This window comes from Arthrobacter sp. NPDC080086 (genome assembly GCF_040702285.1).
This window is the reverse complement of sequence record NZ_JBFBKP010000155.1, coordinates 1-3,394: the sequence shown is the minus strand read 5'-3', so window position 1 is coordinate 3,394 and position 3,394 is coordinate 1. Positions and strand designations below refer to the sequence as shown.

3 protein-coding genes are annotated in these 3,394 nt (G+C 70.5%); all 3 read right to left on the bottom strand.

Annotated features, from left to right (window positions below; all coding sequences use genetic code 11):
- Positions 1–63: 63 nt before the first annotated feature.
- The gene (locus AB0305_RS22910; protein WP_290256867.1) at positions 64–300 is read right to left on the bottom strand and encodes a hypothetical protein; all 237 of its coding nucleotides are present in this window, start codon (positions 298–300) and stop codon (positions 64–66) included.
- 190 nt (positions 301–490) lie between these two features.
- Positions 491–2,083 (bottom strand): histidine ammonia-lyase, encoded by a 1,593-nt coding sequence (gene hutH, locus AB0305_RS22905; RefSeq protein WP_364136207.1) that lies wholly within the window; start codon positions 2,081–2,083, stop codon positions 491–493.
- Positions 2,084–2,092: 9 nt separating this feature from the next.
- The coding region (locus AB0305_RS22900; protein WP_366174159.1) for a urocanate hydratase at positions 2,093–3,394 on the bottom strand (1,302 nt) is incomplete at its 5' end.

Genomic DNA, 3,394 nt, shown 5'->3' with positions numbered 1-3,394 from the left:
CGGTGAGGAACCTCCTCACCGGCCTTCCGCATGTCCGGGTCCGGGCAGTCTGCGCGTGCTGCGCTAGCTGCGCCGGACCTGGACGCCGTCGGACTTCAGGAACAGCTGCGCCTCGCCCGGCGCCGCCGGCACCAGCCAGAGGACGTTCCCGCTGTCCGAGACTTCTTCCACGGACCCGGCCGCGATCAGCTGGGCGTGCTTAAGGATGTCCACCCGGTCCCCCGCCGTGAGGCTCCGCCAGTCCGAGACCGTGGCCGCGAATGCCGAGCGCCTGGACAGGACCGTCCCGCGTGCTTTCATGAACGTCTACCCCTTTGTAGATCTTGTCGCTGTGTGAATCTGTGGTGTGAATCCATGCTCTGAATCCACTGCGCGCACCCGTGTGGCGCCGGTCATAGTTTTACTACATTCCGCCCCGCCTCGGCGGACCGGGCGCCGAACATTTCGGGGGGTCCCCGAAACGCCCGGCGTCCCTGCATTTTCTGCGCCGTCAGGCCAGATTTCCGACGGCGGATTCGGCGGCGTCACGGACGGCGCCGGAGCCCACCAGCCGGTCCGCGGCCTCCAGTTCCGGCGAGAGGAACCGGTCCGTTCCCGGCCCCTCCACCACGCCGCGGAGGGCGGCGATCACGGCGGAGCCCGCCGGCCCGGGTTCGAGGGAGCCGTCGGAGAGCTGGGTTCGGATGTCCAGTGCCCGGGCGGAGGTGACCAGTTCGATCGCGAGCACCCGGCGCAGGTTCTCCACCGCGCGCCGCAGCTTGCGCGCGGCGTGCCAGCCCATGGACACGTGGTCCTCCTGCATGGCCGAGCTCGGGATCGAGTCCACCGACGCCGGGACGGCCAGCCGCTTGTTGTCCGAGACCAGCCCGGCCTGGGTGTACTGGGCGATCATCAGGCCCGAATCCACGCCGGGGTCGGAGGCCAGGAACGCGGGCAGCCCGTGCGAGCGGGCCGGGTCCAGCATCCGGTCCGTGCGGCGTTCGGCGATGGAGCTCAGGTCCGCGACCGCGATCGCCAGGTAGTCCAGGACGTAGGCCACCGGGGCGCCGTGGAAGTTACCGTTGGAGCTGACCCGGCCGTCCGGGAGCACCACAGGGTTGTCGATGGCGGCGGCCAGCTCCCGGGACGCCACCAGGGCGGCGTGGTCCACGGTGTCACGGACGGCGCCTGCCACCTGGGGTGCGCAGCGCAGGGAGTACGCGTCCTGGACCTTGGTGTCGTTGACCCGGTGCGAGGCCACGATCGGGGAGTTCGAGAGGACCCTCAGCATGTTGTCAGCGGAGGCTGCCTGCCCGGGATGCGGCCGGAGCGCGGCGTGCAGCTCGGGCAGGAACACCTGGTCCGTGCCGAGCAGCGCCTCGACGCTGAGCGCGGCGGTGATATCCGCCGTCGTCAGCAGCAGCCGCAGGTCCGCGATGGCCATCAGCAGCATGCCCAGCATGCCCTCGGTGCCGTTGACCAGGGCCAGGCCTTCCTTCTCGGCCAAGGTGACGGGTTCGATGCCGTGGGCGGCCAGCAACTCGGCGACCGGGGCCTCGCCGCGTCCGCCGTAGCGGGTGCCGTCGGGGCCGGTGGCCTCGCCCTCGCCCATCAGCACAAGGGCCACGTGGGACAGCGGCGCGAGGTCGCCGGAGCAGCCGAGCGAGCCGAACTCGCGGACCACGGGGGTGATGCCGGCGTTCAGGACATCCACCATGGTCTGCAGCACCACGGGCCGGACCCCCGTGCGGCCGGAGGCCAGGGTCTTGGCGCGCAGGAACATGATGCCGCGAACCACCTCGCGTTCCACGGCCGGGCCCATGCCGGCGGCGTGGCTGCGGATCAGCGATTTCTGCAGCTGGGTGCGCCGTTCGGCGGGGATGTGCCGGTTGGCCAGGGCGCCGAAGCCGGTGGAGATGCCGTACGCCGGGACCTCGCTGTTGGCCAGCCCATCGATGTGGGCGCGGACCTTCTCGACGGCGTCGAGAGCGTCCTGGGCGATGGTCACCCGGGCGTCGTGGCGGGCGACAGCGACGACGTCCTCGGGCGTGACTCCGCTGGCGCCGAGGGTGACGGTGAGCGGTTCGTGGGTGGTAATGGTCATCGGATGTACCTACTTCGTTGCTTCTGCGGAGTCTGCGGACACTGGGCCCACGCGGACAGGGTCCCCTGGCCGAGCTTGCGAGGCTAGGGAGTCCGTGGGGAGCATGGGGATGCGGACGCCGCGTTCCCTGGCGACCTCGACGGCGCGGTCATAGCCGGCGTCGGCGTGGCGGATGACGCCCATGCCGGGGTCGTTGGTCAGGAGGCGCTCGAGCTTCTGTGCGGCGAGGTCGGTGCCGTCGGCGACCGAGACCTGGCCGGCGTGGATAGAGCGGCCGATGCCGACGCCGCCGCCATGGTGCAGGGAGACCCAGGTGGCACCGGAGGCGGTGTTGAGCAGGGCGTTCAGCAGCGGCCAGTCGGCGATCGCGTCCGAGCCGTCGGCCATTGCCTCGGTCTCGCGGTATGGGGAGGCAACCGAGCCGGAATCGAGGTGGTCGCGGCCGATCACGATGGGGGCCTTGACCTTGCCTTCCTTGACCAGCCGGTTGAACAGCAGGCCGGCCTTGGCGCGTTCGCCGTAGCCGAGCCAGCAGATCCGCGCGGGCAGGCCCTCGAATTCCACCCGTTCCTGGGCGGCGTCGATCCAGCGGTGCAGGTGCTTGTTCTCGGGGAACAGTTCCTTGATGGCCTCGTCCGTGACGCGGATGTCCTCGGGGTCGCCGGAGAGCGCCACCCAGCGGAACGGGCCCAGGCCCTCGCAGAACAGCGGCCGGATGTAGGCGGGGACGAAGCCGGGGAACTCGAAGGCCCGGGCGTAGCCGCCCTTGCGGGCCTCGTCACGGATGGAGTTGCCGTAGTCGAAGACCTCGGCGCCGGCGTCCTGGAATTCGACCATGGCTTGGACGTGGCGGGCCATGGAGGCCTGGGCTTTTTTGGTGAAGCCCTCCGGATCGGCTGCAGCCTCGCGGTGCCATTCCTCGACCTTGACCCCTTCGGGCAGGTAGCTCAGGGGGTCGTGCGCGGAGGTCTGGTCCGTGACGATGTCCACGGTGAGTTCGCCGGCGTTGTGGCGGCGGAGGATCTCCGGGAACACCTCGGCGGCGTTGCCGACGTACCCGACGGACCAGCCGCGGCGCTCCTCCTTGGCCTTCAGGACCTTGGCGATCGCGGCGTCGAGGTCGGTTTCCACCTCGTCGAGGTAGCGCTTCCCGGCACGGCGGCGGAGCCGGGATTCGTCGACGTCGACGATCAGGCAGGCACCGTCGTTGAGGGTGACGGCGAGCGGCTGCGCGCCACCCATGCCGCCGCAGCCGCCGGTGAGGGTCAGGGTGCCTGCGAGGGTGCCGTTTGCGTCCCCGGTGAGCTTGCG

What these genes read in the sequence shown, in the direction of transcription:
- AB0305_RS22910 (WP_290256867.1), bottom strand. Translation starts at nt 300, where the DNA reads ATGAAAGCACGCGGGACGGTCCTGTCCAGGCGCTCGGCATTCGCGGCC.
- hutH (WP_364136207.1), bottom strand. Translation starts at nt 2,083, where the DNA reads ATGACCATTACCACCCACGAACCGCTCACCGTCACCCTCGGCGCCAGC.